The organism is Streptomyces spiralis (assembly GCF_014654675.1).
GTDB classification, from domain to species: domain Bacteria; phylum Actinomycetota; class Actinomycetes; order Streptomycetales; family Streptomycetaceae; genus Streptomyces; species Streptomyces spiralis.
On the sequence record NZ_BNBC01000054.1, the window covers coordinates 35,355 to 59,545 of the forward strand.

The following is a 24,191-nucleotide window of genomic DNA, read 5'->3' on the forward strand; positions in this document are numbered from 1 at the left end:
CGGTCGTCGTCGAGGCCGGACGGGCTCAGTGGTGGCCGGCGAACATCTCCAGCAGGCCCTCCGGCGCGTCCTGACGGAACAGCAGGGCCGCACCGCGGCCCGAGTCCTCCGCCGCCGCCTCGCTGCGCGGGAACAGCCTCTCCTCGTACGCCGTCAGCGCGGCCTCCACGTCGTCCGGCCGGGCGGCCAGGAACCGGCCGAGCTCGGCGCCGTCGAGCATGGCGAGGTTGGCGCCCTCGCCCGCGAACGGGGACATCAGATGGGCCGCGTCGCCCAGCAGCGTCACCCCTGGCACGCGTTCCCAGCGGTGGCCCACCGGCAGGGCGTGGATCCGCCGCGGGACCAGCGCGCCGTCGGCATCGGCGACCAGTGACCTCAGGGCCTTGTCCCAGTCGGCGAAGTGCTCCAGGACCCGGGACTTCGCGGCCCCTGTGTCGCCGAAGTCGATGCCGTCCAGCCAGTCCTCCGGGGCCTCGAGCGCCACGTACACATGCAGGCTGCCGTCCGTCTCGCGGTGCGCGAGAAAGCCCCGGCCCGCCCCGAGCGCGAAGAAGAACCCGCCGCCCACCACCTCGGCGGCGACCGGATGGCGTACGTCGGCCTCCAGCAGGTCCACCTCGACGAACGACACGCCGGTGTAGGCGGGCCGCGCCGCCGAGACCAGTGGCCGGATCCGCGACCAGGCGCCGTCGGCGCCGACCAGCAGATCCGTGGTGAACGCCGAACCGTCGGCGAGCCTCACCTCGTGCCGGCCGCCGCCCAGCGGCCGCGCGCCGGTGACCTTCGCGCCCCAGCGCACGGTGCCTTCTCGCAGCGAGCCCAGCAGCAGCTTCCGCAGGTCGCCCCGGTCGATCTCGGGCCGGCCGCCGGTGCCGTCGTCGGGCTCGTCCATGCGGACCACGGCGTCCTTGTCGAGCACCCGCGTGGCCTGGCCGCCCGGCAGCACCGACTCCCGGAACCGCTCGTGCAGTCCGGCGGCGCGCAATGCCTCCTGGCCGGAGTCCTCATGGATGTCGAGCATGCCGCCCTGGGTGCGTGCGGCGGGGGAGGCGTCGAGCTCGAAGACGGCCGCCTCGATGCCGTGCACCTGCAGCACCCGGGCCAGCGTGAGGCCGCCGAGCCCGCCGCCGATCACGGCTATCGGGTGGTGCGGGATGTCGATCATGTCGGTCCTGTCGGTCATGGGGCTCTCCTCGGGGGGCGGCTGGACGGGCGGGGCACCGACGGCCCGGCGGGGGCGGTCTCGGTCACTCGGGCACGCTCGTGCGCTCGATGCCGTTGATCAGGGTCTGGAAGCCCCAGGACAGACGGTCCTCGGGCGCGCCGGACAGCAGGGGGCCGGCGAGGGCGGCGATGTGCGGGTGAGTGCGGTCCGACGCGCTGTGCAGGGCGTGCGCGAGCGCGTCCCACTCGGCCCGGTCGGTCGCCGAACCGTCGTGCGCCGAGTGCTCGGCGGCCGTCGCGGTGGCGTGCTGGAGCAGCAGGTCCACCCCCCACGCGGCCCGGTCGGGCGCGACGCCGCCCTCGTCGAGGAGGCCGAGCAGCGTCTCGATCAGGTTCAGGTAGTGCGGGCCGCTGGGCCGGGCGGTGAGCGCGGACCGGGCGAGCCCGGGGTGCTCCATGAGCATCGCCGTGTACGCCGTGAGCACCTGCTCGAGCCGTCGGCGCCAGCTGCCCTCCGCGGGCGCGGGGCCCACCGTGCCGAGCAGCTCGTCCAGCACGGCCGCGTGCAGCTCGGCGGTGTTGCGCACGTACACGTACAGCGAGGCCGGGCCGGTGTCGAGCTCCTGGGCCAGGCGCCGCATGGTCAATTTCTCCAGCCCCTCGGCCCGCAGCACGGCCACGGCCGTGGCCACGATGCCCTCCCGGGTCAGTGCGGGCTTGGCCGGGCGGTCGCGACGGCTGCGTGGGGCGGTGGGTCGGTGTGCTGTCACACGGCGACTGTAACGAACATGTTCGTTGCGAACAAGTTCGTTACACACATGTTCGTGGCGAACGCGTTCGCCGCAGGCCGTACGTCTCCCGCCCGTTCCGCGCGGCCCCGACGCCCCTGCCCGGTCCGCGCTCCCCGCCTTCTGCCAAGATGCGGTACGTCATGGTGCAGATACCAGAACCCGCCGCGTCCTCGTCACCCGCACCGCACTCCGTCCCCACGAGTGCCGATGTGGCCCGCCTGGCGGGCGTCTCGCGCGCGACCGTCTCCTATGTCCTGAACAACACCGGCGCCGTACGCATCAGCGAGCCCACCCGCCGCCGGGTCCACGAGGCCGCCAGAGAACTCGGGTACGTCCCCCATGCCGCCGCACGCAGCCTGCGCGCCGGGCACAGCCGGATCGTCCTGATGCCCGCCCCCGCCATCGCACCGGGCCCCCTCTACAGCCGGTACCTCAACGAACTCCAGTGGGCGCTCGGCCGACTGGACTACACCGTGGTGCAGCACGGGAACGTCGGCCTGCACGGCGACGAGGCCGTCCGCGCCTGGGCCGAGCTGCGGCCGGTCGCGGTCCTGGTCCCCGGCGCCGGGATCGGCCCCGAAGGCGTCGCGGTGCTCAAGCGCTCCGGCGCCCGCGCCGTGGTCACCCTCGGACCCGAACCCGTGGACGGCGCCCACGCCCTGCTCATGGACAACGAGCGCGTCGGCCACCGCGCGGGCGCCCACCTCTACGCCCGCGGCCGCCGCCGGATCGGTGTCGTCGTGCCCGAGGAAAGCGGCCTCGAGATCTTCTCCCGGCCCCGCCTGGCCGGCGTACGGAACGCCCTGCGCGGCACCGACGGGACCGTGACCGAGCTGCCCCTCGGCTACGACGAGGAGTCCGCGGCCCGCCTCGCCGAACGCTGCCGCGGGCTGGGCCTGGACGCGGTGTTCGCCTACAACGACGAGTACGCGATGCTGCTGATGCGCGCCCTGCAGGACGACGGCGTCCGCATCCCCGAGGAGACGGCCGTGATCGGCGCCGACGACCTGATGCTCGGCCGGCTGCTGCGCCCCCGGCTGAGCACCGTGCACATCGACCTGCCCTCCGGCCGCTACGTCGCCGACCTCGTCGACCGGGCCGTACGCAACCCGGGCGCGGCAGCCGAACGGCTGACCGTGCTCGGCGCGACGGTGGTCCAGCGCGAGTCCACCTGACCCGGGACGCGGAGGAACGGCCCGCTCATGAGTGTCGGGCCCGCTGATGAGCAACGGGCCGTGCGACGAGGGACGGACCCGTCGATGTCGACGGGTCCGTCCCTCACGAGGAAGGGCCCCTACTGCCCGTCAGGGCCCGTCTGCCCCTGTTCCTGGCCCTGCGCCTGCTGCTCGGCGACAGCCTTGCGGACCTCGTCCATGTCCAGCTTGCGGGCCTGCCCGATCACATCCGTCAGGGCGGCCTCCGGCAGCGCGCCCGGCTGCGCGAACACGGCCACCTGGTCGCGGACGATCATCAGCGTCGGAATGGACTGGATGCCGAAGGCCGCCGCGAGCTCCGGCTGCGCCTCGGTGTCCACCTTGCCGAACACCAGGTCGGGGTTGTCCTCGGCCGCCTTCTCGTAGACCGGGGCGAACGAACGGCACGGCCCGCACCAGGACGCCCAGAAGTCGATGAGAACGAAGTCGTTCTCGGTGACCGTCTGGTCGAAGTTCTCTTTGGTGAGCTCCACGGTGCTGCTCATGGCGTATTCCCTCTTCCTGGTGTGGGGACGTACTTCCTGGCGCGGGGACCGGACCGTCCGCACAACACGGCCGACCCTACGGGTATTCCGCGCGCGTACCCGTGTGGCCACGGCGCACACCACCCTCCAGACTGACGTCATGACGGAAACGGAAACCATCGCGTACGACGTCGTGGTGCTAGGGGCCGGACCCGTGGGGGAGAACGTGGCCGACCGCACCCGCGCGGCCGGTCTGTCCACCGCGGTCGTGGAGAGCGAGCTGGTCGGAGGCGAGTGCTCCTACTGGGCGTGCATGCCCAGCAAGGCTCTGCTGCGCCCGGTCATCGCGCGCGCCGACGCCCGCCGCCTGCCCGGCCTCAGCCAGGCGGTGCAGGGCCCCCTGGACACCACGGCGGTCCTCGCCCGCCGGGACGAGTACACCTCGCACTGGCACGACGACGGCCAGGTCCGCTGGCTGGACGGCATCGGCGCCGACCTGTACCGCGGCCACGGCCGTCTCGCCGGTCCGCGCACGGTCACGGTCACCGGCGCGGACGGCGGGCGTGTGACGCTGACCGCCCGGCACGCCGTCGCCGTATGCACCGGCACCGGCGCCCAGCTGCCGGACCTGCCCGGCCTCGCCGAGGTCCGGCCGTGGACCAGCCGCGAGGCCACCTCCGCGAAACACGTGCCCGAGCGGCTGATCGTGGTCGGCGGAGGAGTGGTCGCCACCGAGATGGCCACCGTCTACCAGGCGCTCGGCTCCCAGGTCACCGTCCTGGTGCGCGGCAAGGGGCTGCTGCCCCGGATGGAGCCCTTCGCCGGGGAGCTGGTCGCCGAGGCGCTCACCGAGGCGGGCGCCGACATCCGCACCGGCACCTCGGTGGAGTCGGTGACCCGCGAGAACGGCACCGTCGTGGCCGTCACCGGCACCGGCGACCGGATCGAGGCCGACGAGATCCTCTGCGCCACCGGACGGGCCCCGCGCACCGAGGACATCGGTCTGGAGACCGTCGGTCTTGAGCCGGGTTCCTGGCTCACGGTCGACGACACCCTGCGGGTGGAGGGCAGCGACTGGCTCTACGCGTGCGGCGACGTCAACCACCGTGCCCTTCTCACCCACCAGGGCAAGTACCAGGCCCGGATCGCCGGCGACGCCATCGGCGCCCGCGCCAAGGGCGAGCCCCTCCAGGAGCCGGCCCCGTGGGGCCCCCACGCGGCCACCGCCGACCACCACGCCGTCCCGCAGGTCGTCTTCACCGACCCGGAGGCCGCCGCCGTGGGCCTGTCGCTGGCGGAGGCCGAACAGGCCGGCCACCGGGTCCGCGCCGTCGACGTGGAACTCTCCTCGGTCGCCGGGGCCGGGCTGTACGGGGAGGGTTACCGCGGCCGCGCCCGCATGGTGGTCGACCTGGACGAGGGGATCCTGCGGGGTGTCACCTTCGTCGGTCCCGGCGTCGGCGAACTGCTCCACTCGGCGTCCGTCGCCGTCGCCGGACAGGTCCCGGTCGACCGGCTGTGGCACGCGGTCCCGTCCTATCCGACGATCAGCGAGGTGTGGCTGCGCCTGCTCGAGGCGTACCGGGGCTGACCGGCGCGGTGCCGGCGGCGGCGACGCCCCTCAACGCGGCTCGAGCCCCCGTCACGGCGGCTCGAGCCCCGTCACGGCAGCTCGAACCCGAGGGCCCGCGCCGCCTCCTCGGGTGTCGGCTGCGCCCAGCGCGCCGCGAGCGTCTCGTTCGAGGACAGCGAGCGCAGCTCGGCACGGTCGAGGTAGAGGGTGCCGTCGAGGTGATCGGTCTCGTGCTGCACGATACGGGCCGGCCAGCCGGTGAACACCTCGTCCACCGACCGGCCGTGCTCGTCCTGCGCACGCAGCCGCACCTCGGCGTGGCGGGCCACCACCGCCTGCCAGCCCGGCACGCTGAGGCAGCCCTCGTAGAACGCGGCCCGTGCGGCGCCGACCGGCTCGTACGACGGATTGACCAGCACGCGGAACGGCTGGGGCACCCGCCCCCGCGCCCGTCGCACCTCCTCCGGAACCGGCGCCGGATCCTCCAGGACCGCGATCCGCAGAGGCACACCCACCTGGGGCGCGGCCAGTCCCACGCCGGGCGCCGCGTGCATGGTGAGGCGCAGCGCCTCGACGAACCGGGCCAGCAGCGCCGGCTCCAGCTGGCCGTCGAACGGCTCGGCGCCGCGCCGCAGCACCGGATGACCGGCCGTCACCACGGGCAACGGCCCGCCCGCGGCGAGAAGTTCCTCGACCCGCTCGGCAACGGGCGTACACGCATTCGGGCAGTCCATCGCGCCAGCATGCCACGGCCCCGACCGGAGCCGTGGCACCGTCCCACTCACACGTCCGCGAACTCGCCCGCGAGCGCCGAGGCGATGCGCAGGTGCGGCGCGGCCTCCTCGTGGCGTCCCTGCCGCTGGAGGGTGCGGCCGAGCATCAGCCGGGCGTAGTGCTCCACCGGGTCACGCTCCACGATGACGCGCAACTCCGTCTCGGCGCGGCGCAGCTGGGCCGAGTGGTAGTAGGCACGGGCCAGCAGCAGCCGCGGTCCGGTCTGCTCCGGCACCTCCTCGACCAGTGCGGCCAGGACGCGGGCGGCGCCGGCGTAGTCCCGGGCGCCGAAGAACAGCTGCGCGCGCTCCCAGCGCTCGGCCGGTGTTCCGTGGTCGTAGTACGTCGTGTTCACGCGTGACCTCCTTCGGTCTACTGCAACCAAGACAGGTGGTTGAACATTCCACCATGTGCCGCGCCCGCTGGAGGCCCGGTCAGGAGGCGAGCGCGGCCAGCTCCGCGTCGGCCCGCTCGGTGACCGTGGTCAGCACGCGGGCGGCGGCCGCCAGGTCCTCGGCGGGGATGTCGGCGTAGATACGGGCGGCGATCTCGGCCGTCTCGGCGCTCGCGCCGGCGTAGAAGGTTCGCCCGGCGTCGGTGATCCGCAGGCGCGGACCCTCGGCCGCCAGCAGCCCCTTGGCGATCAGCTGCCCGATGACGTCACGCACCGCGGCCTCGTCGGCCTTGAGGGCGGCGACGGTACGGCCCACCAGCCGGTCGTGCTCGACGGGGCCGCCGGCGGTGGCGACCGGCCGCAGGGTCACCATCTCCTGGAACGTGACGTGGTAGCGGGACAGCACCTTCTCCAGGACCCCTCGGGCGGCGTAGTGGGCCACGCCGATGAGGCGGCTGTCCATGGCCGGGGCGGGGGCGGGGGCGGTGGCGCGGGAGGTGGTGGTCATGACTGCTCCTTCTCGTGCTCACTGTTCTGACTGAACGGATCAAGAGGTGCGTCGAGCAGGGTCGCCAGCTCGCGGGTGAACGCCCGTGCGCGCGGGCTGTCGAGGCCGCCGAGCGGCTCCAGCAGCTGCCGCAGAAGCCCCTGGACGACCTTGATCGCCTGCTCGGTGACGTCCCGGCCGCGCTCGGTGAGCGCGAGCTGGACGGCGCGCGGATCCTTGGGGTCCCGGGTGCGCTCGAGCAGCCCCGCGGACTCCAGGCCGCGCGCCAGCTTCGACACGTAGAGGGGCTCCAGTCCCGTGTGGTCGGCCAGGCGTCGCTGGCTGGGCCGCAGTCCGGAGCGCTGCATGCCGTACAGCGAGGCCACCAGCGAGTACTGGGCATGGGTCAGCCCCAGCGGTGCGACGGCGCGATCGACCGCCACGCGCCACGTCATGGACAGACGCCAGACCAGGAAACCGGGCGTCGCGCCCTCGGATGCCGTACCCATGACAAATACAGTACATGGCTACTATGTACATGGCTACTATTTACACGACCGCTGTTCCTCCCAGGGCACCCGGCGGACATGGCGGCGGCTCACCAAGAACGAAGACGGGCCTCACCGAGGACGGAGGTGGGCCGCACGCTTCGCCGGACGCCCGCGTGACGGACTGACGGAACCACTCCGGCGGGACTAGGTTGTGGCCATGAGCAATCTTGACCGCGAGGCGGTCCCCGCCGTGTGCGGCGGCCGTGGTTTCGTGGTGACGGAGCCGGTGCGCGAACTCCTCAGCCCGCGCCACGTCAAGCTCGGCGAGTCCACCGAGGTCCGCCGGCTGCTGCCCAACCTGGGCCGCCGCATGGTGGGCGCATGGTGCTTCGTCGATCACTACGGCCCGGACGACATCGCCGACGAGCCCGGCATGCAGGTGCCCCCGCACCCGCACATGGGTCTGCAGACGGTGAGCTGGCTGCACGACGGCGAGGTGCTGCACCGCGACTCGACCGGCAGCCTCCAGCTGATCCGCCCGGGCGAACTGGGTCTGATGACCTCGGGCCGGGCCATCAGTCACTCGGAGGAGAGCCCCCGGTCGCACGCCCGCTTCCTGCACGGCGCGCAACTCTGGGTCGCGCTCCCCGACGCCCACCGCCACACCGACCCGCACTTCGAGCACCACGCCGACCTGCCGACCGTCACGGCACCCGGCCTGACCGCCAGGCTGATCCTCGGCGAACTCGACGGCGCCACCTCACCCGGCACCACGTACACCCCGATCGTCGGCGCCGACCTGGCCCTCACCCGTGGCGCGGACGTACGCCTCCCCCTGGAGCCCGACTTCGAATACGCCGTGCTGTCCATGTCCGGCGAAGCCCACGTCGACGGCGTACCGCTGCTGCCCGGCTCGATGCTCTACCTCGGCTGCGGCCGCAGCGAACTCCCCCTGCGCGCCGAGTCCGACGCCGGCCTCATGCTCCTGGGCGGCGAGCCCTTCGAGGAGGAGCTGATCATGTTCTGGAACTGGATCTGCCGGTCTCAGGAGGAGATCGTACAGGCCCGCCGGGACTGGATGGAAGGGACTCGGTTCGGGGAAGTGAAGGGGTACGACGGGGATCCGCTGCCGGCCCCCGAGCTGTCGGCGACGCCGCTGAAGCCGCGTGGACGGGTGCGCTGACCTGCGGAAATGCTTATTTCGCGGTAGTGGGCGGAGGAAGGTTCGTCGGACGCTGCCGTCTGCCTCGCCGGCGTTTACGGGAGGGCGGCGGAGCGTGTTGCGGACCTGAGCATGAGCGGCGGATGTTTCCAAGGTGTGGCCGTCTGTGGGTACCTCTGGCAGTACTTTTGCTGACCTAATGCTGACTTTGCTGACTCTGTGTCAGGTGCCGTTAGGGCGCTCTTTCCGCAGCTCGGTCGCGGGCGGTGGTCTTCGCGGGTTCAGTGGCGGTGGGACGAGTGCTGACTTGGTGGGCTGCTGAGCCGCCCATCGACGTCGAACGGCAGTCCTCAGCCCACCGTCTTGTGGAGGATCGACAAATCAGCCCGGCAATTGCGGGGCTGCGCACGTGGACCACCGGCCCGGATCCGGCCTTCGCTGGATCTCTGCCGCGCCCGCTGCTGCGGTCCCACCTGGCACAGGTTGTAGAGACCGTCTTTGGGTGTCCACTTCAGTCCAGGGCGGGTGCGTAAGTGCAGGTCAGGGCCTCGCGGTCCGAGGGGGTCGGCGTAGTTGGTGACAGACGTGTGAGAGCGCCGGTGATACGGCGAGGCCCCGCTGAGGACCATTCTGGGGGCCTGTGCGCGGAGCCGTGAGACGACGAGGCCGCACCGGAGCGCTGCGGTACGGCCTCGTCGTGAGATTGGTTTCGCTGTCGGGCACGATGCGGGTAGGCGCCTGATGCGGTCCGTGTTCCTGCGACGCTTCCGGGGCACCTACTTTGCGACTGCACTCGCCGGGCGGAGTTCACTTCTCACACGCGGCGCAGGTGCTCGACCTGTTTTCCGAGAACACGGTGTGAAGCGTGTCGCTGGCTCGCACTCCCGCTGCCTGCGGTGCGCGGTCGGCTGCCACGACGACGGCGTCTGGATCTCGCTCCAGGACGAGACGGCAAGTCCGCACCGCTCCCCGACGAACCGGCTCTCCGGGCCTTCGGCCACGACAAGAAGGCGGGTGGATGGCTCGTCGACAAGCATCTCGCTTCCTCGCTGGACACCACTGGCGACGGACGCACCGACATCGTCGGCTTCGGCGGCCCGGGCGTATGCGTGGCGCGCAACCTCTACCGCCGATTCAAGACCCGTTCCCCCCCGAGGGTCCCATGCACCGCGCGAGCGGATCTTCGCGCGGGGCCCGGTTCCGTACAGCTGGGCATCACAGCCGTTCGACGCGGCCAGGTGCGGACGTGCTGTGGAGTCGATGCCCTGCGCGGTGGCGGCGAGGGCGTCCTCGTTGCGGCCCACGATGATGACGCGGTGGCCGTTACGGGCGAGCGTCTGCGCGGTGACCGATGCCCGATGCCGGATCCGCCGCCGGTGAGGAGAATGATCTTCTGGTCCATGGGTGTTCCTTGGAGCCGGAGCGTGGGGTGGTGTTCAGGCTTCGTCGATGACGAGTTCCAGGCTGTGGGGGTCGCGTTCGTCGGGGTCGGGGCCGTGCCGTACGCCGGTGTCGAGCGCGTCGATGGCGCCGAGTTCGTCCGTGGTGAGGGTGAAGTCGAGGACGTCGAAGTTCTCGGCGATGCGGGCCGGGTTGGTCGACTTCGGGATCGCGGAACGCTGCTGCTGGAGGTGCCAGCGGAGCATGACCTGGGCCGGCGTCTTGCCGTGTGCGTCGGCGATCTTGCCGAGGACCGGGTCGGTCAGGGTGCTGGTGCGGTTCTCGCCCCAGCCGGGGTAGAAGGTGATCCCGCCGATCGGGGACCACGCCTGGGTGAGGATGCCGTGCGCACGGTCGGTGTCCTGCACGGCGGGCTGGGTGAAGTAGGGGTGCAGTTCGACCTGGTTGATGGCGGGGACGACGTCGGTGTTCGCGATCAGGGTGTCCAGGTGTGGGGGCATGAAGTTGCTGACGCCGATGGCCCGGACCTTGCCGTCGGCGAGCAGCTTCTCCAGTCCGCGGTAGGCGGCGATGGTCTGTTCGAAGCGTGCCGGTGCGGGCTGGTGGAGGATCAGCAGGTCGATCTGTTCGACGCCGAGTTTGCCGGCGGCCTTGTCGAAGGCGTGCTGGGTCTGGTCGTAGCCGTAGTCGCTGACCCAGACCTTGGTCTCGATGAAGACGTCCGAGCGGTTCAGGCCGGAGCGGCGGATGCCCTGGCCGACCTCCCGCTCGTTGCCGTACACGGCCGCGGTGTCGATGTGCCGGTAGCCGGTGTGGAGAGCGGTCTCGACCGCGGCGGCGGTCTGGTCAGGGGGCGACTGGAAGACACCGAATCCGAGGGCCGGCATCACGACGCCGTTGTTCAGAGTGAGGGTGGGGATGGTGTTCATGGCGGATGACTCCTGGTGCGTCAGCGGGCAGCGGCCGGTGCCTCGACCGGTGCGCCGGTGGGGTGGTCGGGTGTGGTGCTGGTGTGGGCGAGGCGGCGGCGGGTCAGCGTCCACACGGTGAGTCCGGCGAGGGTGATGGCCAGGGAGGCGGACATGATCGCGGCCCAGCCGCCTGCCGACCACAGCGGTCCGGCGATCGCCGATCCGGCTGCTCCGCCGAGGAAGTTGCTGACGACGAAGGCCGTGTTGAGGCGGCTGCGTGCGGATCCGGGCAGGGCGAACAGCCTGGTCTGCCCGAGGACGAGGATGGACTGGGCGGCGATGTCGAGGGCGATCACGACCACGACGAGGGCGACGATGGAGTTCCTGCCCACCCAGGCGGCGGCCAGGGACAGGCCCAGCAGGGCCAGCGCGAGGCCGGTGGCGGGCACCGACCAGCCGCGGTCGTGCAGGGCGCCCGCGCGCCGCGCGGCGAGGGCTCCGGCGAGGCCGGCCAGTCCGAGCAGGCCGATCTGGCTGACGGAGAACGAGAACGGCGGCGCGGTCAGCAGGTAGGTCAGCGACGTCCAGAACATCGAGAACACCGCGAAGCTCGCCGCGCAGATCGCAAGGGTCGGCCCGGCTGTGCGGTGGTGGGCCACGGTGATGAACACCGAGGCGAGCAGCCGCGGGTAGGGGACCGGCTCGCGGGGTGCGAGCGGCGGGATCACCGTGCGCAGGACGGCGGCGAGCACGAGAGCCGCCACGGCGGCGATCACGTAGATGGCCCGCCAGCCGAGCAGGTCGGCGACGAAACCGCTGATCGTGCGGGACAGCAGGATGCCGATCAGGGATCCGGAGGCGACCGCGCCGACCACACGGCCGCGCCGTTCGGGCTCGGCCAGTTCACTGGCCAGCGGGGTCAGCAACTGCGCCCCGACGGTGGTCAGTCCGACCCCGCCGAGCGCCGCGAGGAGCACCGCGAACGACGGTGCCAACGCGGCGCCGAGGAGGGTGGCCGCGGACAGGGCGAGAATGAGAGGGATGAGGCGGCGCCGGTCGAGGACGTCGCCGAGCGGCACGATGAGGAAGATGCCGAGCGCGTACCCGACCTGGGTGACGGTCACAAGGGTGGCAGCGCTCGAGGACGAGACACCCAGCGACGAGGCGATGACCTCGATCAGGGGCTGGGCCCAGTAGAGGTTGCCGACGGCCATGCCCGCGGCGATCGCGAAGACGAGCGTGCGGGCCGGGGTCATCCGACGGTCGGGCACGGAGCCGGTGGTCGGCCCTTGCATGCGAGAGGTCCTTTCCAGGGAACGGGGGAGTGGTGCGGTTGCCGGCGGCCCGCGGCGAAGTGGCCGTACGAGCCGCCCTACGGCGGCCGTGGCCGTCCGCCGACGCAGCGCCTACTCGAAGGTGCGGAGGAGTTCGAGCATGCGCGGGTCCTGGTGGGTGAATCCCACCCCGGGCTGCCCGCGGTCGAGGCCGGCGATCGCGGCCATCTCCTCGTCGCTCAGATGGAAGTCGAACACGTCGGTGTTCTGGCGCAGCCGTTCGGCGCGGGTGCTCTTGACCACGAGGGCGATGTCGCGCTGGGCCAGCCAGCGCAGGATCACCTGCGGGACCGTCTTGCCGTGCGCGTCGGCGATGCGCTTAAGCACCGGGTGGGTGAGCACGTCGGGGTTACCCTGCGCGAGCGGGGACCACGCCTGCAGGACCGTGCCGTGCTGGTCCTGCAGGGCCTGCATGTCCGTCTGCTGGTAGAACGGGTGGGTCTCGCGCTGGTTGACCGCCGGCACGACGCGGTGGTGGGTGATCAAGTCGGCGTAGCGGTCGGGGTAGAAGTTCGACACGCCGATCGCCCGGATCAGGCCCTCGTCGAAAAGTTCCTCCATCGCCCGCCAGGCGCCGTAGTAGTCACCGAACGGCTGGTGGATGAGGTAGAGGTCGAGGTAGTCCAGGCCCAGGTTGTCCAGTGAGACCTGGAAGGCCTGCTTCGTCTGCTCGTAGCCGTGGTCCTTGAACCACAGCTTCGTCGTGATGAACAGGTCCTCGCGCGCGACGCCGGAGCTCTTCAGCACCGTGCCGAGCGCCTTCTCGTTGTAGTAGCGGGACGCGGTGTCGATGAGCCGGTAGCCGGCATCGAGGGCGGCGGGGACCGTCTCGGTGACCTCCGCGTCGCTCATCTGGAAGACGCCGAGCCCGAGCTTGGGCATCTCCACACCGTTGTTCAGAGTGATGTACTCCATCAGATCCTCAACTCTCGTTGCCGCCCGTGAGGGGCGGTCCGACACCGGCCGGGGAGGGCCAGGGCGGGTGCCCGGCCGGCGTCGTGTCCTGAAGGGGGTGGGGTGCAGGTTCAGCTAGCCGCTGCCGTGTTGTCAGGCGCGGACGATGGCGATGTTGAAGTCGAACGTGCCCAGCGCGGCCGACATGGCGAAGTAGAACGGCCCGTACATCTCCACACCGCGCGCGCCGCGGATGCCGCCGAGGTCGACGACGGCCTTGGCCGGCCAGCCGAACTGTCCGATCAGTTCCGTGACGGTCGCCTTGGCGTCGGCGTCCTCGCCCGCGACGAAGATGTTGTGCTCGCCCGGCACCCGGCCCGGGTGGACCATGACCTCGGCGAACACCGTGGTCAGGGCCTTCACCACACGGGCGTCGGGGTAGGCGCGCTGGATCTGCTCACCGAGGCTGTCGGTGTTGGCGACCGTCAGCGTCGGCGGCAGGCCCTGCGACAGGTCCAGCGGCAGCGCGATGTCCCAGAGCACCTTGCCGGACAGGTTCGCAGCGCCGGCCGCCTCCAGCACGGTCAGCGAGATGGCGCCCGGGCTGGCGTTGACGACCAGGTCACCGTGCGCGGCGGCGTCCGCGAACGTCAGCAGCCGCACCGCCGGGTGCTCGCCCTGCCACTGGCCGAAGGGCACGTTGCCCATCGCGTCGGGCTCGGTGCGCGCCAGGGTCTGCTCCACAGTGCGGGTGCCGATCACCACGTCGTGGCCGAGCGCGCTGAGACGGCCCGCGAGAGCGCGGCCGACCATGCCGGTGCCCAGAACAGCGATCTTCATGAGGTTCTCCTCGAGCGGTTTCACACAGATGACCGGCCTGCCGGGGCGGAAGGCCCGCGGCCGGACCCCGAAAAGGGCGGGGCACGTTCTATGCAACGCGAGACGGCTGTGACGTGGGAGCCTGCGCTGTGAGGGGTACTGGCAGGGACCCCCACGGCGCCGATCCCTGGTGCTTGTGGCTCGTGGGAGCAGACGCCGCGCGGGTGCACCGACGGTTGAATCGCAGGGTCGTCGCAGGGGGCGCCCGGCAGGAGACGCGCCCGCGGAAGCGGGCCCAGCACGTCAGCTGGGCCCGCCCCCGGCCCATGCCTGGGAATGCCGTGTCTACGGGAAGAAGTAGGTGGGCTCGCGAGGGACGTAGTGCTCCTCGAGTGCGGTGACCTCGTCGTCAGTCAACTGCAGGTCGAGTGCCGCTGCCGCGTCGGCCAGATGGTGGGGCTTGGTCGCGCCCACGATCGGAGCCGTGACCACTGGATTCCTCAGCACCCAGGCCATGCCCACCGTGGCCATCGACACCCCGCGTTCCCCAGCGATCCGCTCGACCGCGTCGACCGTGGCCTTGTCGCTGTCCAGGTACAGCGGGCGGCCGAGCGGATCGACGCTCGGGGCGCTCTGTCCACGTGTGGTGCTCTTCTCTCCCCACGGGCGGGCCACGATCCCTGCCGCGAGCGGACTCCACGGCAGGCTGCCCACGCCCTGATCGGCGAGCAGGCGGAACATCTCGCGTTCCTCCTCGCGCTGCACCAGGCTGTACTGGTCCTGCATCGTGACGAACTTCGTCCAGCCGTGGAGTTCGGCGGTGTACTGCAGTTTCGCGAACTGCCATGCCCACATGGAGGAGGCTCCGATGTAGCGGACCTTGCCCGACTTGACCACGTCGTGCAGTGCCTCCATGGTCTCCTCGGCCGGAGTCTCGGGATCGAAGCGGTGGATCTGGTACAGGTCGATGTAGTCGGTGTCCAGACGGGCCAGCGAGGCGTCGACCTGATCCAGGACTGCCCTGCGGGACAGACCAGAGGAGCCCGGCCCCTCGCCCATGGGGAAGAACACCTTCGTCGCCAGGACGATGGCGTCGCGGCGCGTGAACTTCTTGATGGCCCGGCCCACGATCTCCTCGGAAGTGCCCGCGCCGTAGACGTTGGCGGTGTCCCAGAAATTGATGCCGAGGTCGAGCGCCTGCTGGAAGAACGGCGCGGCCCGCTCGTCGCTCAGGGTCCACGGCGTCATGTCCGTCGGGGTGCCGAAGCTCATGCACCCCAGCGCGAGGCGGCTGACCTTCAGGCCGGACGATCCCAATCGGGTGTACTCCATTTGAGGCTTCTCCTTAGAACAGATCGTGTCGGGCAGGTGAGAGATCCTGACTGCGCGCACGCACCGCGCCGCGCTGCACGGGGCTGGTACACCGTCCTCGCGCGCCCGGAACGGGCCCTCCACGCTGGTGGCCGACGGGCACCGCCACCCTCTTGTGAATTGGCGGGGCCGAGGTGCGGTATGACGAGGCGCGCGCATGACACCCAGGGGTCGACAGGAGTCGGGGCGGCTTCGGAATGCCTGTCCATCCGTGGCACCCTGCTGTGCCGTTCCGCCTCTGTTGCCGCGTGAAGGTCTCATCTACGAAGCGAAGGGCGGCACAACACTGCCTCCCTTTGGGGAAGCAGGTGATTCGCCAGGGGCTGTCACCAGGGCAGTTGCTTGCCGTCCCGGAAGAACAGGCCGGTGGGGCCGTCGTCAGGCAGCGTGGCAGCCCAGACGACGCCCTTGGCGCTCTCAGCGGCGGGGCGCGCCCATTGCTCGGTACCGGGGCGGGTGGCGGTCACGCCGGGGCAAACGGCGTTCACGAGGACGTTCGCACCCTTGAGCTCCTTCGCCGTTTTGATCGTGAGCCCGTTGAGCGCGGTCTTGGTGAGGGCGTAGGCCGTGATCGGCATCTCGCCGAACCGGTCCATCTCGAATCCGGGGTAGTTGACCAGCCCGTAGTCGGGGTCCCAGAACGACCCGGCACCGCTGGACACGTTCACGATCCGGCCGTGACCGCCGGCGACGAGGAGAGGCAGCATGTGCTGGGTGACGCTCCAGGTGCCCACGACGTTGGTCTGGAACTCGAGCATCAGCTCGTCCAGGTCCTTGTCCGCGACGGTCGGGGCGGCCACCATCACGGCCGCGTTGTTGATCAGGACGTCGAGACGGCCGAAGCGCTCCTCGACCTGCCGCGCGGCCGCCGCCACGCTGGCCCGGTCAAGGAGGTCCAGCTCGAGAGCGGACGCGTCGAAGCCTTCCTCGTCGAGTTCGGCGGCCAGCGGCTCGACCTGGCTGAGCTTTCGGGCGGAGAGGATGACGTGGAAGCCCTCGGCGGCCAGCTGCCGGGCGGTCTCGAAGCCCAGCCCTTCGCGTCGGCCGGATCCGGTGATGAGCGCGGTACGCATGTCTTAGTTCTTTCGGATGGCTGAAGATGAACAGGGAAGGGGGCGCCGCCGTCGGAAACGGGCAGGGTGCGGCACGTGGGGGCGACGGCACCGCCGTGTGGTGTCAGAAGGTGAGGACGATGCGCCCGCGCAGGCCGCCGGCCTCCAGCAGCCGGTGCGCCTCGACGGCTTCCTCTGCGGGCAGGGTTTTCGCCACGCGCGGGACGAGCCGTCCTTCGTCCGCGAGCTGCTGGATGCGCACGAGTTTGGCGTGCTCGCGGACGTAGTGCGGGACGAACGTGTTCTGCGTCGTGATGCCGCGTTCACCGGTGTTCGCACTGGCGATGGAGGAGGATGCGGCCCGGCCGCCGTCGCGCACCGCACGAAGCGCCTGCTCGGCGATGCCCGCCGTGTCGATCAGGCCGTCGACGCCGCCCGGCACCTCCTGGCGCACCAGATCCGGGAACTCGGCCCCGCGCGGCAGGACCACGTCGGCACCCAGGCCCTTGACCAGCTGCTCGTCCTTCGGCGCCGCATCCGCGATCACCCGATACCCGTCGGCCTTGGCCAGCTGGACCGCGGAGCCGCCGACCGCGCCAGCGGCACCGGTGACGGCCACGGACGCGCCCGCCGGCAGATCGAGCAGATCCAGCGCCATGCGTGCCGTCAGGCTGTTCATCGGCAGCGTCGCCGCCTCGGCGTCGCCCAGGCCCTGCGGGATAGGCACGACGGACTCGGCGGGGACGACGATGTGCTCCGCGTACGCACCGTGGGCGCCGGAGACCACCACGACCGCCATCACCCGGTCCCCGACCCGCAGGGCGGTGTCGGTCCCCTCACCGACCGCCTCGACCACGCCGGCCGCGTCCATTCCGGGCACGTAGGGCGGCACGATACCGGCCACGTGCGCGATACCCCGTCGCACCAGGGCGTCGACCGGATTGACGGCCGCCGCACGCACCCGGATGCGGATCTGTCCAGGCCCGGCCGCGGGCACCGGCAGGTCCAGCACCCGCAGCACCTCGGGCCCGCCGAACTCAGTCAGTCCTACGGCTTTCATGAATGACTCCACTCGTCGTGATCTCGGGCGTGCGGCTCGGTACGCTCCCGTCGGCATCACCGAGTCAACCGATCCCGCCCGCAGGGTGGGAGTCCGCGCCGTAAGGGGTAATGACAGGGACCCCCACCCGCCGCGAACGCTGCCTACCCTGGCGCTATGGACAACCGGGATGAAGTCAGCGCGTTCCTGCGCTCCCGCCGCGACAAGATCACCCCCGAGCAGGCGGGACTGCCGGTGTACGGCCAGCGGCGGGTGCCCGGACTGCGCCGCGGCGAGGTCGCGATGCTCGCTGGAGTCAGCGTCGAGTACTACACCCGCCTCGAGCGCGGCAACCTCAAGGGCGTCTCCGACAGCGTCCTGGACGCCCTGGCCCAGGCGCTGCGCCTGGACGACACCGAGCGCATGCACCTGTACGACCTCGCCCGTGCCGCCGGGCCCGCCCCCAGGGCGCAGGCCAAGCGCCGCGAGTCCCGCCCGGTGGTGCGGCCGAGCGTCACGCGCATCATCGAGGGCATGCCGCACCTACCGGCGTTCGTGAAAAACGAACGCCTCGACAACCTCGCGGCCAACGCGCTGGGCCGGGCCCTGTTCGCGCCGATGTACGCCGACCCCACGACCGGCGCCAACAGCGCCCGCTTCGCGTTCCTCAGCCCCGCGGCCCGCCCGTTCTACACCGACTGGGAACGCGTCACCCACGAGTCTGTTGGCGTCCTGCGCGTGGCGGCCGGCAAGAACCCCTACGACAAGGAACTGTCGAACCTCATCGGCGAGTTGTGCACCCGCAGCGACATCTTCCGCACCATGTGGGGCTCCCACGACGTACACGTCTTCCGCGAGGGCACCAAACGCCTGCGCCACCCCGTCGTCGGCGACCTGGAACTCGACCACGAAAGCATGCAGCTCGAAGACGGGCTCAGCGTCGTCGTCTACAGCGCACCCCCGAACAGCGCCGCCGAAGACGCCCTCAAACTCCTCGCAAGCTGGTCCGCCACCGCAGGCCAGGATCAAGCCCAGGGCACCGGCATCCCGTCCACCAACTGACCGCGCGCCTGCCTGACGGTAGGCATGAGGGCCAAGACCGGGTTCCCGCCCCGCTGCGGGCTCCTTGGCGTGCCTTCGGGACGACGCATTCCTCGGAGCTGCCGAGTGAGCCCCTGGGGCGGGAGCCTTCACCGCTAGGGGTGACCGCCGGCGCCGTGTACGCCGCGAGCAGCACCCAGAGGGAGCCACGTCGTATGGCCAGGGACATCCGTGGCTATCGCCTCCGGTCGTGTTCGGGTGGGAGTTGGCGCAGGCAACGAACTGCGCGCTCCACTTGGCAACGGCGCCAGTAACGGCGCTTAGCCACGGTGGTTGTGACTGAGCGTCGTCACGGTGTTCTGCGTCTTCGTATTTCAACCGGTCGTGTGCCGCACGTCCGGGGTGCTGTCCTCGGTGGCGGCGAGGGAGGACAACAGGCGCAGTCCCTCTTCGGAGGGGGAGCCGGGTTCGGCGGCGTAGACGGTCATGTGAAGCCCGGGATCGGCGGCCAGGTCCAGCGATTCGTAGGCGAGGGTGAGCTCGCCGACCGTCGGGTGGTGGAACCGCTTGGTGCCGGTGCCGTGCCGGCGGACATTGTGCGCGCCCCAGCGCGTGCGGAACTCCTCGCTGCGGGTCGACAGTTCGCCGACGAGGTCGTGTAGGTCCTTGTCGTGCGGGGTGCGGCCGGCCTGGGCGTGGAGGTTGGCCACGGCCATGTCGGCGAATAGGTCCCAGTCCGGGTAGAACCGGCGCGAGGCCGGGTCGAGGAACTGGAAGTGCGCCAGGTTCTGCTGGTCGGCCGGGTTCGCGAACAGGTCGGTGTAGAAGGCGCGAGCCAGCCGGTTCGAGGCGAGGATGTCCAGCCGGCCGTTGCATACGACCGCGGGCCCGGCGGTGATCGCGTCCAGCGTCCACTGCAGGCTGCGGTGGACCTGCTGCTGGCCCTTGGCGTGGCGGCGCCGGGGCCGGGTGAGGACATCCGTGCCGTCGGCGGCCTGCGCCAGGTTCAGCAGGTGGGCGCGCTCGGCGTCGTCGAGTTGCAGCACGCGGGCGACGGCTTCGAGGACGGTTGGGGAGACGCCGGCGAGATGGCCGCGCTCGAGTTTGGCGTAGTACTCGACGCTCATGTCGGCCAGGGCCGCGACCTCGCTGCGGCGCAGCCCGGGCACGCGCCGGCGGGAACCCGAGGGCAGTCCTGCCTGCTCGGGGCTGATCTTCGCTCGCCGCGAGGTGAGGAACTCGCGGACCTCCTCACGGTTGTCCATGCCTTCGACGGTACGGCCCGACCGGCGTGAAAGGGATGCACTGCCAATACACCCGTCACTGGTAACTCGCTGCGCACGCGGTAGAGCGGTTTCCTGGAGAAGCAGTCACCCCTTCGAACGGCGGACACCCTCCTGGGACGCACCTCCGACAACCGCGGCAGCGCGCTTGCGCCTCTGCCCCGGAGACTGCCTGACCTGGTCCGCGGCGACCGAGCCGCCCGGACCACACCCCTGTGAGTACGGAATGTAAGGAACCACTCTGATGCGCGGAGCAGTGATCCACGCCCCCGGCGATATCCGTTTCGAGACCCTTGACGACGCGAAGATCCTCAAGCGCACCGATGCGGTCATCCGTACCGCGGTCACCTGTGTGTGCGGCTCGGACCTGTGGCCCTACCGGGGCGCCGAGCCGACCGAGCAGGCACACCCGATGGGCCACGAGTACGTCGGCTTCGTCGAGGAGGTCGGATCCGAGGTCACCTCGGTTCGGCCGGGCCAGTTCGTCGTCGGCTCCTTCGCGACCTCGGACAACACCTGTGCGAACTGCCGCAACGGCTTTCAGTCGAACTGCCTGAACCGTGAGTTCATGAGCACCTGCCAGGCCGAGTACGTACGGATCCCCAATGCTGAGGGCACCCTCGTCGCCACCGACGACATTCCGGACGAGGCGCTGTGGCCCGGTCTGCTGGCCGTCTCCGACGTGATGGGCACCGGCTGGTGGGCTGCCGAGGCCGCCGAGGTGAGGCCCGGCTCGACCGCCGTGGTTGTCGGTGACGGCGCGGTCGGGCTGTGCGCGGTGATCGCGGCGAAGGAGATGGGTGCCGAGCGGATCATCGCCATGTCCCGGCACGCCTCGCGCCAGAAGCTGGCCCTGGAGTTCGGTGCGACCGACATTGTCACCGAGCGTGGCGACGAGGGCATCGCCCGGATCAAAGAGATGACCGGCGGGATCGGCGCCGACAGCGTGCTGGAGTGCGTCGGCACCGCTCAGGCCATGCGGCAGGCCCTGCACTCCGCCCGGCCCGGCGGCAGCGTCGGCTTCGTCGGCGTGCCGCACGAGGTCGCGGTCGACGGGCAGGAGCTGTTCTTCTCCCACGTCGGTCTGCGCGGCGGTCCCGCCCCCGTGCGCCGCTACCTGCCCGACCTCATCGACCGCGTCCTCACCCGCCGCATCGAACCGGGCAAGGTCTTCGACCTCACCCTGCCCCTGGAGCAGGTCGCCGAGGGCTACCAGGCCATGGACGAACGCCGCGCCATCAAGACCCTCCTCAAGCCCTGACAGGCCCGCACATCCGGCCTTCGCCAGGCACCCCGCGCGCGCATCGACGCGGAACCCGCCGGCGCATTCACACACTGCCTGCCCGCAACGCTCAGAACAGAGGAACAAACGTGCAGATCACCCGGAGCTCGCTCGACACCGTCAAGGGACCGGCCGACTGGTTCACTGGTGACGTCTGCATCGACGCCGTCGCCGCCGCCCCTGCCCCGTCCCGGGTCACCGCGAACCTGGTGCACTTCATGCCTGGCGCCCGCACCCACTGGCACCACCACCCGCTGGGCCAGACCGCCTTTGTCACCGAAGGCGTGGGCCTGTGCCAGCGCCGCGGTGGACCCATCGAGGTGATCCGGCCCGGCGACCGCGTCCTGTTCGAAGCCGACGAGGAGCACTGGCACGGCGCCGCGCCGAACCGGCTCATGGTCCACCTGGCCATCAACGAAGGGGACGCCGACCACGACGTCGTGCACTGGATGGCCCCTGTCACCGACGAGGAATACGCCGCCGCTCCGGCCGCCGACTGACACCCGGGCCCGAAACACCCCACCACCCCCCAGCCCTGAACGAGGAGCACCCTCCCCATGCGTGTCAACGCCTACGCAGCCCCCGCCGCAGGTCAGCCCCTGGCGCCGACCACCATCGAACGCCGCGAGGTCGGCCCCAACGACGTCCTCATCGCCATCGAGTACGCCGGCATCTGCCACTCCGACATCCACACCGTCAACGGCGACTGGGGCCCCCAGCCCTTTCCCGTCGTCCCCGGACACGAGATCGTCGGCACCGTCACCGAAGTCGGTGCCGACGTCACCACGCACCGCGTCGGCGACCGCGTCGGTGTCGGCTGCATGGTCAACTCCTGCGGCCAGTGCCCGCCCTGCCGCGGCGGCGACGAACAGTTTTGCGTGAACGGCACTGTCTTCACCTACGCCAGCGAGGACCGGGACGGCACCCACACCCAGGGCGGCTACTCCACCCACGTCGTCGTCGACGCCGACTTCGTCCTGTCCGTCCCCGAGAACCTCGACGCGGCCGCCGCCGCACCGCTGCTCTGTGCGGGCATCACCACCTACAACCCGCTGCGCCGCTGGGGCGCCGGCCCGGGCAAGAAGGTCGCCGTCGTCGGCCTCGGCGGCCTCGGGCACATGGCCGTCAAGATCGCCCACGCCATGGGTACAGAGGTCACGGTGCTGTCGCAGTCGCTGAAGAAGCAGGAAGACGGGCTCCGGCTCGGTGCCGACCACTACTACGCGACCTCCGACCCGGACACCTTCAGCGAGCTCGCGGGCCGGTTCGACCTGATCATCAACACGGTCAGTGCCGACATCGACGTCAACGCCTACCTGGGTCTGCTGACCCTCGACGGCGCCATGGTCAGCGTGGGCGCCGCTCCGGGGCCGCTGGCCGTCAACGGATTTCTCCTCGGCGCCCGGCGCATCCTGACCGGTTCGATGATCGGCGGCATCGCTCTGACCCAGGAGATGCTCGACTTCTGCGGCGAGCACAACATCGGCGCCGACGTCGAAATCATCTCCGCAGACCAGGTCAACGAAGCGTACGAGCGCGTGCTGGCCTCCGACGTCCGCTACCGCTTCGTCATCGACGCCAGCACCCTCGCCTGAACCGCTGAGTTACCTGCGCGGCCGGCCGACGACGCTGAGCGCGCTGTATGCAGGGCAAAGGCCCGTACACGGCGCCGTTCGGAGCGACCGCGGGTGCTCCGCAGCGCCCGGCCGATGCACGGCTGGAGCCTGCGCTGGCTTCGCCGACTACCGCGGCCGAGCGTGGAGCCACGACAGAGGCCGGCCGGACGCAGGAGCAGCCACACAGGAGCAAACCTCCTGGTCAGGGGCGTGACTGTTCAGGGGTGCACTGCGGATGCACCCCTGGACAGTGACTTCCTGACTGTCGCGGAACGCGGTTGTGTGGAAACGGTCGGGATTGGCCCGACGTCTGGACGCCGCAGATGTGTCCGTGTTCTCACCCCTTGCTGGATTGGATTCTTGTGCCTGCCCCTGTGTCCCTGAGCATGCCGCGTGAGCGGAGCGCCGGCCGTGCCCTGGCCGTCGTTCTCGCGCTGCTGACCGTCTTCGGGCCGATCTCGATGGACCTCTATCTGCCGGTGCTGCCCGCCCTGACCGGCGAGCTGCACGCCTCGACGTCGGCCGCGCAGCTCACCGTCACCGCCTGTCTGCTGGGTCTGGCGTTCGGGCAGGTCGTCGCAGGGCCCCTGTCGGACCGGTTCGGCCGGCGCCGTCCGATGCTGGCCGGTGCCGTCGCCTACATTGGCACGTCGGCGCTGTGCGCGTTCAGCCCCAGCGTCGAGTCGCTGGTCGCCGCCCGCTTCGTGCAGGGTCTGGCCGGTGCGGTGGGCATCGTGATCGCCCAGGCCGCCGGACGCGACCTGTACTCCGGCGGCAAGCTGGTGCGCTACTACGGGCGCCTGACCGTGATCGGCGGCCTCGCCGCGATCGTCGGCCCGGTCATAGGGGGCCAGCTCGCCGCGTTCACCGACTGGCGCGGCATCTTCGTCTTCCTCGCCCTGCTCGGCGCCGTGATCCTCATCGCCTGCCTGACCGTCTTCCGCGAGACCCTGCCCCCGCAGGAACGCACCGGCGGCGGGCTGGCCCAGAGCGGGCGCGACTTCCGCCGGCTGCTGTCCGACCGTCTCTTCGTCGGCGCGGTCCTGATCACCGGTTTCGTCAACGCGGCCCTGTTCGCCTACCTCAGCGGCGCCACCTATGTCCTGCAGGGCATCTACGGGCTCTCCCCGCAGGGCTACTCGTTCGCGTTCGGGCTGAACTCCGCCGGATTCATGGTCTTCGGCTTCGTCGCGGGACGGCTCTCGGAGCGCTGGTCGGAGAAGGGCACCCTCGTCCTGGGCCTGGCCATGGCCCTGCTGGGCGCGGCCGGCCTGCTCATGACCGCGGCGCTGCACCTGCCGCTGGCCGCGATGGTGCTGTCCCTCTTCGTCATGGTCAGCGGCGTGGCCACCACCACCCCGCCTTCCACCTCGCTGGCTCTCGCCCACTACCCCGAGATCGCGGGTACCGCTTCCTCGCTGCTCGGCATGGCGCGCTTCGCGTTCGGCGGGATCGCCGCCCCGCTCGTCGGTCTCGGCGGCGCCGCGACCGCCCTCCCGCTTGGTCTGGTCACCCTCACCTGCGCCACGCTCGCGGCGCTCGTCCACGCCGTCGCCGTCCGCCCCCACACCCGCGCCGCGCAGCACCTCAAGGCCGGCGGGCAGCCCGTCGACCGGGTGACAGCCACCTCCTGA

General features: G+C 70.9%; 23 protein-coding genes. 8 read left to right on the top strand and 15 right to left on the bottom strand.

Annotated features, from left to right (window positions below; all coding sequences use genetic code 11):
- Window positions 1-25: 25 nt before the first annotated feature.
- A complete protein-coding gene (locus IE318_RS37155; protein ID WP_189907365.1) occupies window positions 26-1,165 on the bottom strand; it encodes an FAD-dependent oxidoreductase in 1,140 nt (379 codons plus the stop codon).
- Between the two features lie 82 nt (window positions 1,166-1,247).
- Window positions 1,248-1,934, bottom strand: coding sequence for a TetR/AcrR family transcriptional regulator (locus tag IE318_RS37160; protein WP_189907339.1), 687 nt, complete (start codon window positions 1,932-1,934; stop codon window positions 1,248-1,250).
- 161 nt (window positions 1,935-2,095) lie between these two features.
- Here IE318_RS37160 and IE318_RS37165 point away from each other — a divergent pair, with 161 nt between their 5' ends.
- Complete coding sequence (locus IE318_RS37165) at window positions 2,096-3,130, top strand: LacI family DNA-binding transcriptional regulator (RefSeq protein WP_373311392.1); 1,035 nt, start codon at window positions 2,096-2,098, stop codon at window positions 3,128-3,130.
- Between the two features lie 119 nt (window positions 3,131-3,249).
- Here IE318_RS37165 and trxA read toward each other — a convergent pair whose 3' ends face one another.
- Window positions 3,250-3,654: a thioredoxin gene (gene trxA / locus IE318_RS37170; RefSeq protein WP_030181825.1), complete on the bottom strand. Its 405-nt coding sequence runs from the start codon at window positions 3,652-3,654 to the stop codon at window positions 3,250-3,252.
- Window positions 3,655-3,793: 139 nt separating this feature from the next.
- Here trxA and IE318_RS37175 point away from each other — a divergent pair, with 139 nt between their 5' ends.
- Window positions 3,794-5,224, top strand: a complete 1,431-nt coding sequence (locus tag IE318_RS37175) for a dihydrolipoyl dehydrogenase family protein (protein ID WP_189907341.1) — start codon at window positions 3,794-3,796, stop codon at window positions 5,222-5,224.
- 71 nt (window positions 5,225-5,295) lie between these two features.
- Here IE318_RS37175 and IE318_RS37180 read toward each other — a convergent pair whose 3' ends face one another.
- The 4 genes from IE318_RS37180 to IE318_RS37195 all read right to left on the bottom strand — a co-directional run bounded on the left by IE318_RS37180 (window position 5,296) and on the right by IE318_RS37195 (window position 7,370).
- Window positions 5,296-5,940: a peptide deformylase gene (locus IE318_RS37180; protein WP_189907342.1), complete on the bottom strand. Its 645-nt coding sequence runs from the start codon at window positions 5,938-5,940 to the stop codon at window positions 5,296-5,298.
- Window positions 5,941-5,987: 47 nt separating this feature from the next.
- Window positions 5,988-6,335, bottom strand: a complete 348-nt coding sequence (locus IE318_RS37185; protein ID WP_189907343.1) for a tetratricopeptide repeat protein — start codon at window positions 6,333-6,335, stop codon at window positions 5,988-5,990.
- A gap of 79 nt (window positions 6,336-6,414) precedes the next feature.
- Entirely contained in the window at window positions 6,415-6,882 is a 468-nt protein-coding gene (locus IE318_RS37190; RefSeq protein WP_189907344.1) for a winged helix DNA-binding protein, read from the bottom strand.
- Window positions 6,879-7,370, bottom strand: a complete 492-nt coding sequence (locus IE318_RS37195) for a MarR family winged helix-turn-helix transcriptional regulator (protein ID WP_189907345.1) — start codon at window positions 7,368-7,370, stop codon at window positions 6,879-6,881. Before IE318_RS37195 ends, IE318_RS37190 begins: the two co-directional genes overlap by 4 nt.
- A 199-nt stretch (window positions 7,371-7,569) precedes the next feature.
- On the opposite strand from IE318_RS37195, the gene IE318_RS37200 reads away from it, so the two are divergent.
- Window positions 7,570-8,535, top strand: coding sequence for a pirin family protein (locus IE318_RS37200; RefSeq protein ID WP_189907346.1), 966 nt, complete (start codon window positions 7,570-7,572; stop codon window positions 8,533-8,535).
- Between the two features lie 1,415 nt (window positions 8,536-9,950).
- Here IE318_RS37200 and IE318_RS37205 read toward each other — a convergent pair.
- The 7 genes from IE318_RS37205 to IE318_RS37235 all read right to left on the bottom strand — a co-directional run bounded on the left by IE318_RS37205 (window position 9,951) and on the right by IE318_RS37235 (window position 17,356).
- Complete coding sequence (locus IE318_RS37205) at window positions 9,951-10,844, bottom strand: aldo/keto reductase (protein WP_189907347.1); 894 nt, start codon at window positions 10,842-10,844, stop codon at window positions 9,951-9,953.
- 20 nt (window positions 10,845-10,864) lie between these two features.
- Complete coding sequence (locus IE318_RS37210) at window positions 10,865-12,121, bottom strand: MFS transporter (protein ID WP_189907348.1); 1,257 nt, start codon at window positions 12,119-12,121, stop codon at window positions 10,865-10,867.
- A gap of 111 nt (window positions 12,122-12,232) precedes the next feature.
- Window positions 12,233-13,075 (bottom strand): aldo/keto reductase, encoded by an 843-nt coding sequence (locus IE318_RS37215; RefSeq protein WP_189907349.1) that lies wholly within the window; start codon window positions 13,073-13,075, stop codon window positions 12,233-12,235.
- Window positions 13,076-13,207: 132 nt separating this feature from the next.
- Window positions 13,208-13,894, bottom strand: coding sequence for an NADPH-dependent F420 reductase (locus IE318_RS37220; RefSeq protein ID WP_189907350.1), 687 nt, complete (start codon window positions 13,892-13,894; stop codon window positions 13,208-13,210).
- Window positions 13,895-14,218: 324 nt separating this feature from the next.
- Entirely contained in the window at window positions 14,219-15,205 is a 987-nt protein-coding gene (locus IE318_RS37225; RefSeq protein ID WP_189907351.1) for an aldo/keto reductase, read from the bottom strand.
- A 365-nt stretch (window positions 15,206-15,570) separates the two neighbouring features.
- A complete protein-coding gene (locus IE318_RS37230; protein ID WP_189907352.1) occupies window positions 15,571-16,317 on the bottom strand; it encodes an SDR family NAD(P)-dependent oxidoreductase in 747 nt (248 codons plus the stop codon).
- Window positions 16,318-16,420: 103 nt separating this feature from the next.
- On the bottom strand, window positions 16,421-17,356 hold the full coding sequence (locus IE318_RS37235; RefSeq protein WP_189907353.1) for a quinone oxidoreductase family protein: 936 nt from the start codon (window positions 17,354-17,356) through the stop codon (window positions 16,421-16,423).
- A 156-nt stretch (window positions 17,357-17,512) separates the two neighbouring features.
- Here IE318_RS37235 and IE318_RS37240 point away from each other — a divergent pair, with 156 nt between their 5' ends.
- Complete coding sequence (locus IE318_RS37240) at window positions 17,513-18,397, top strand: helix-turn-helix transcriptional regulator (RefSeq protein WP_189907354.1); 885 nt, start codon at window positions 17,513-17,515, stop codon at window positions 18,395-18,397.
- Between the two features lie 353 nt (window positions 18,398-18,750).
- On the opposite strand, the gene IE318_RS37245 is transcribed toward IE318_RS37240, so the two are convergent.
- On the bottom strand, window positions 18,751-19,641 hold the full coding sequence (locus tag IE318_RS37245; RefSeq protein ID WP_189907355.1) for a helix-turn-helix transcriptional regulator: 891 nt from the start codon (window positions 19,639-19,641) through the stop codon (window positions 18,751-18,753).
- A gap of 262 nt (window positions 19,642-19,903) precedes the next feature.
- Here IE318_RS37245 and IE318_RS37250 point away from each other — a divergent pair, with 262 nt between their 5' ends.
- From IE318_RS37250 to IE318_RS37265, 4 genes are all read left to right on the top strand, one after another.
- Window positions 19,904-20,920 (top strand): zinc-dependent alcohol dehydrogenase family protein, encoded by a 1,017-nt coding sequence (locus IE318_RS37250; protein ID WP_189907356.1) that lies wholly within the window; start codon window positions 19,904-19,906, stop codon window positions 20,918-20,920.
- A 110-nt stretch (window positions 20,921-21,030) separates the two neighbouring features.
- Window positions 21,031-21,441, top strand: coding sequence for a (R)-mandelonitrile lyase (locus IE318_RS37255; RefSeq protein WP_189907357.1), 411 nt, complete (start codon window positions 21,031-21,033; stop codon window positions 21,439-21,441).
- Window positions 21,442-21,498: 57 nt separating this feature from the next.
- The gene (locus IE318_RS37260) at window positions 21,499-22,536 is read left to right on the top strand and encodes an NAD(P)-dependent alcohol dehydrogenase (protein ID WP_189907358.1); all 1,038 of its coding nucleotides are present in this window, start codon (window positions 21,499-21,501) and stop codon (window positions 22,534-22,536) included.
- A gap of 407 nt (window positions 22,537-22,943) precedes the next feature.
- Entirely contained in the window at window positions 22,944-24,191 is a 1,248-nt protein-coding gene (locus IE318_RS37265) for a multidrug effflux MFS transporter (protein WP_189907359.1), read from the top strand.